Consider the following 5,133-nt stretch of genomic DNA (forward strand, 5'->3'; position numbering starts at 1 on the left):
CGCCTGCGGCGTCTTCTGCCCGTAGCTGAACTCGTCGTAGAGGTCTTCGACATCAACCAGCGCGACTTTGTAGCCCTGGCGCTCGCGCCACGCCTTCAGCGGCGCGAACGCGCTCATCATATCGCCCCGCGTGATGATGACGTAGTCAGCCGCCTGACCTTTCTGCCGCCAGTTCGACGCCTGATTGAGCTTGACGCTCGCCAGCCGGCGGGCGCTGTCGTCGCTCATTGCCAGAAGCTGTCGCGGCCCGCCCTTCGTGGGAGTCACCGACACGCTGTAGCCGGATTTGGTCTTCTTGACCATACCGACCAGCTCGCGCGCCGCGTTCGGATTTGTAACATCAAACACACGGACGTTCGGGGTAGTGAAACCATCAACGCTGACCGCCTGTTTAGCGGCTGCCGTGAAGCGCAGTTGATTGTTATCGGCAACCAGCGCGTGCCAGTAATTGATGCGCAGGTAATCGATCAAGGTGATATCGGACGGGCCGCCGAGCGGCACCAGCCGCACGGTGTTCGCGCCTTCTTTCAGTAGTGACTGCGCAACGTTGAAACGGCCGCGCCCGGCGTTCTGCTCGCTGAAGACAATTTCGCCAACCCGCTGATCGTTCAGTCGCACTTCGATGCGGTGACCGACCAGCGTCATGCCCTGCAAGCCGACTTCGAGCTGCGCCTCGACCTCGGCCTCGGCGACGTGCCGCAAGGTGAGCAATTGCGCCGGCAGCGTATTGGTGATGATCGGCCCGAAGAAGTTGTCGTTGTCGCCATTGCGCAGGCTGGCGAAGTAGAGGCTGCGCGGCTTGGATTCGACGCTGTCGAAGAAGCTGCCGCCTTTGCTCGGGCTGGCGGGCGCAACCGTCTGCCGCATGCGCAGGCCGGGCTCCGAGCCGTTGATCAGCCAGTAAACATGCTCGGCGGTGACGGCGGAATCTATGCCGACGCCATAGAACTCAATAGCCGGCGAGCCCGCAGACGAGGCGGCGGTGACGTTGATCGGCACCTGCTCGCCGTCAACAAAGAGTTGCAGGTTGCGCGCGTCGGCGCTTGCGTTGAAGCCGGCAGCAGCCAGTTCCGAAAGCGCGACGCGGTAGAAGCCTTCGCCGGTGATGGCGAGCTTTGCCGCCGGTTGACCGGCAAGGCTGCTCTGCACGGTGATGTCTGAGGTGCCGACGCTCTTGACCGCGGCGCTGCGCTCAACGCGCGTCGTCTGCGCTTCGGTCAGGTTGAGCTGGCCAACGTCACCAAGCGCCGGCGACTCTGCCATCGTCGTCATCTTGCCCGGCGCGCGGCCCACGGCAATTGGCCCTTGCCAGGTGCTCTGCCCGTTCAGGTCAATGGCTTCGACCCAGTAGGATGAGCCGTTAGCCGCCGCGTCAAAACAATTATACGAGCGGCCCGCGCCGAGCGCCGTCGTCGGCCCAACCATCAGCGCCGAGCCGGCGATCAGTTGCGGGTTGACGCGCGTCCGCTTGCCGCCCTCTTCGCGGTAGACGTTGAAGCCCAGGTTCTCAACTTCATAACCGGTCTGCCAGCGCACCAGCGCGCCGTCGCTGTAGCGCGTGGCGCGGGCGGCGCTCGCCGGATCATTGTCGAAGCGCGCGGCGGTCGGCGAAGAAACGAAAACCGACAGCAGATAATCGCCCGCGCCAATCGGGTTCGCCGAGTTGATGCCGATTGAAACGCGCGCGTAGTAAGTGCCGCTCGTCCGCACGCGATAGACCAGCCCTTCGGCGGGCGAGTTCGGCGTCGGCGAAGTGAGCGAGCCGGCTCCCGATGTCGTGCTCGAAGTCGAGCTGCCGTCATTGACCGCCACCAGCACGTTGGTGCCGCTGCTGTCGAGCAATTCGAGCTTGCCGTCTATCGGCGTGTTGTCGCGCGCCGGGTCGCAATCCAGGCTCAGGAAGATCAGCGTGCCTGCCGCCGCGGTGAACGAATAATAGTCCACGTCGGTCGAGGGCGCAGGGCCGCTCAAGGTGCCGCTGAAATAATTATTGGCAGCCGAATCGGCGTTTACGGCGTTGTTGTTCGGCTCGGACTCGGCGGTCGCCTGCGCGCTCGGCGGCTGCACGACGGCATAGAGCCGGTAAGGCTCGAAGGCGCCGGTCGCCGAGAAATGGCTGACGCGCAGGTAAGTCGCCGCGCCGGTCGTCGGTGTGCCGGCGACGTTCGGCGCGAGCTGACCGAATGGCGTGTCGTTATCGAAGTCATCAAATTCGAGCGTGTCGGTGGCGGTCGTAACCCGCATGTCGTAATCGATTGAGTTGCTGGCGACCGCGTCAATCATGGCGAAGACACGCGAGTTGGCCGCCGGGGTGCCCAGCGAGAAGAAGTCTATGTCACCCGCCGCATTAATCGCGCCTTCGATGCCGAAGACGGCCTGATTGGCGGTCGCCGGCGTGTTGTTGGGCTCGACCTCCTTCACGCAGCGCGTCGCTTCGATGGTGAAGGTGCTGCCCTCGGTCAGGCCATTCTCGTCAACGAATAGATAAATCTGTTGCCCGTTGGTCAGCGACAGGCAGGCGATCTCTTCGGAAGAAGACGACGAGTCACGGTTGGCCGCCGCCAGACAAGTGCTGACGGTGATCGGCGCCGGGCCTGTCGGGCAAGTGCTCGCGGCGTAAAGCACCAGGTTGGCATCGGTGCTATAGTTGGTCACTCTGAAGGAGTAGGTGTCTGCCGATGGCGCGGTGAAGGAATAGACCACGTCGCGGCCCGCCGCCGTGGACGCTGTCTGCCCGATGCCCGTGAAGCAAGTCGAGCCGGAAAGTTGATAATCGTTCGAGGCGGCTACCGTCGTCCCGTCAACCGGCGTAAATAGCGACAACGCCGTGGCGCTGGCGCAGGTGTCATTCGATTGAGCCAGCACACGCGAGACCCGCAGTTGAACCGCCGTCTGGCCGGGTGCCGGCGCCGCGCTGCTGTATTCCCAGACCACGACGTAATAAGTCGTGCCGGCGTTGAGCTGCGTGGTGATGACTGATTGCAGCGCACCGGTGACGCATCCGTCATCGTCGCAGCCGTCGAAACCGCCGCCGCTCGGCACTTCGGTGAACGGGCCGGCACAACCGCCCGTCGAGGTGTAGATCGCCATCACCGTGTCGGTCACGGTCGTGGCGGTCGGCCCGTCCGAACAGCTCGCAATCGTGTAGATTCCCGAAGTGCTCGGCGCGAAGGTATACCAGATTGACCGCGATACATCGGTTTGACACGAAGGCAGCGGCGGATCGCCGACGGTCGTCGCGTCAGTAATGTCTGCCGTGGTGGCGGTCAAGTAAGGGAACGGCCCGCCGGCGGGGATGACTTCGGCGCCGGCGCACTGATCGTTGACCGGCGCGGCTTGCGGAACGCGCGGCGCGGCGGCGGCGGCAGCGGCGGCGATGCGCTGATTCAGCAATTGTTTCTTTAGATCGAGAACGTCGGTCGAATGGCGCGCGACGGTTTGCGTGTAGCGGCTCAAGAGGTCGGATTGCTCGCGCGTCAATTGCGATTGCTGAACGTAATGCGCGTAAAGCGCCCGCGAGATCAACACGTCAGCCTCAAGCTCGGTGAGCGATTGTCCGGAACTGTAGCGGCGCAGCAGGCTCGCTTCTTCTTCTGAAACCGCGCCGCCGGCTTTCCATTGCGCCAGCAGTCTGTCGAGCCCCGCCTGACGTTCGCTGTCGAGCGCTGCGGCTCTGTTTTGCGCCGCGCCGATAGGCAAACGGCCACCGCTTGCCTGACCCGATTGCAGGTTGGGCAGCGCCAACCAGATGCTCGCGCCTGCCAGCATCAGCAAGAGACTGATGCCATACCGCACACGCTTGGATGAAGCCTTCATAATTAAATCTCCTGGACTGCGTCCTTCAATGATTACCGACTGCCGGATAAACTGCCGCGGGATCGCAGCTTTGCAAACGCAACGATCTGGATCGGCGAGATGGAGTTGCCGCGCGCCTTCACCATATCAATCATGCGCCCTTCGCCGCTTGCGGTGGTGCTGAGTATTGGGGCAAACGGGCGAACGATCTCAGTCGCAGTCAGGGTGGATCAGGCCCATCCCCCGACCGCGTGCGTCCTTATCGTTTCGCTGCTCTTCTGCGTTGAGGACAAGACGGACTCGAAAAACTTGTGACAGAAAGCTCTCGCCGAATCGTCGCTATCGTATCGAGTATCACAACAGCAAGTCAAGTCGGCACGGCGGCTGTGCGACACGGGAACAGGGCGACGCGGAGACACGGAGACGCGGCGACGCGGCGAGGGGAAAAACAGATGATAGCTATAGATGATAGCGATTGATCTTCTTTCCCCGCGTCTCCGTGTCTCCGCGTCTCCGCATCACTCTTCCCGCGTCGCCGCGTCGTGTACTCAGCGCAGCCGCGTCGTCGGGTCGCCCAGCAGAATCCAGGTCCGCCGCACGTCGCTGCTTGAAGTCGCCGCTTTGGCTTTCAAGGTTGCATCGCCAAGCGTCGCGCCGCTGCTGAACAAGTAGCGGTATAACGCCTGATTGACGACCGCCTGTTCTGCCGGGCCGCTCATGCCCGATGAAGCCCACGCGGCGACCGCGCCGCCGTGCGGCGCTTTCACCATCGCTTCGGCGAGGCTGTCGAGCGCCGGCTCTTGGAAGTAGCCATTCAGGCAGGTCATGGCGACGAAGAACGTCAGCCGCTCCTGGTTCGTTAGCGCCCGCGCATCGGCGTCCGTAAGCAAGAAGCCATGCAACTGATCGATATTGCCATGCCCCATGTAATTGACGACCTTGCGCCCTTCGTTGATCGCCGCCAGCAACCGCTCGCGCGAGGCCACATCGTCTGTCTGGCCACGCCTGATCTCTTCGGCCCGGATATTCGGCGGAATGAAATCACGCAACTGATTGGCGGCGCCCGCGAAATCAAAGTCGTCGCTGCTATCTGCGACCAGCAACAGCGCGTCAGATGGCGCGGCGCTGTCGTAAGCGATGATCTTGGCGACCAGGGCAGCGGCTTCCGTTGACGAGCGCACCGGCAGCCGCCCGACCGCCATCGCCGCCAGCCCCTCGCTACCCATCTCCGCATACCAGTCGTCGCTCGCCGTCTCCATCAGGCTCGTATCTATAAGCTTCGTCGGCACCACGTCCGCCTCCCCCAGCCCCAGGTAATTCTTCGGGTCATAGCTGGCG

The 5,133-nt window shown here is 63.1% G+C and carries 2 protein-coding genes; both read right to left on the reverse strand.

Translation table 11 applies throughout. The annotated features are described in order from the left end of the window. A partial coding sequence (locus tag VJ464_03925; GenBank protein HKQ04255.1) for a C25 family cysteine peptidase occupies positions 1–3,816 on the reverse strand: 3,816 nt, incomplete at its 3' end. Between the two features lie 527 nt (positions 3,817–4,343). Then, positions 4,344–5,133: C25 family cysteine peptidase (locus VJ464_03930; GenBank protein ID HKQ04256.1), on the reverse strand; the 790-nt coding region annotated here is incomplete at its 5' end.

The organism is Blastocatellia bacterium (genome assembly GCA_035275065.1).
Taxonomy (GTDB): Bacteria; Acidobacteriota; Blastocatellia; order UBA7656; family UBA7656; genus DATENM01.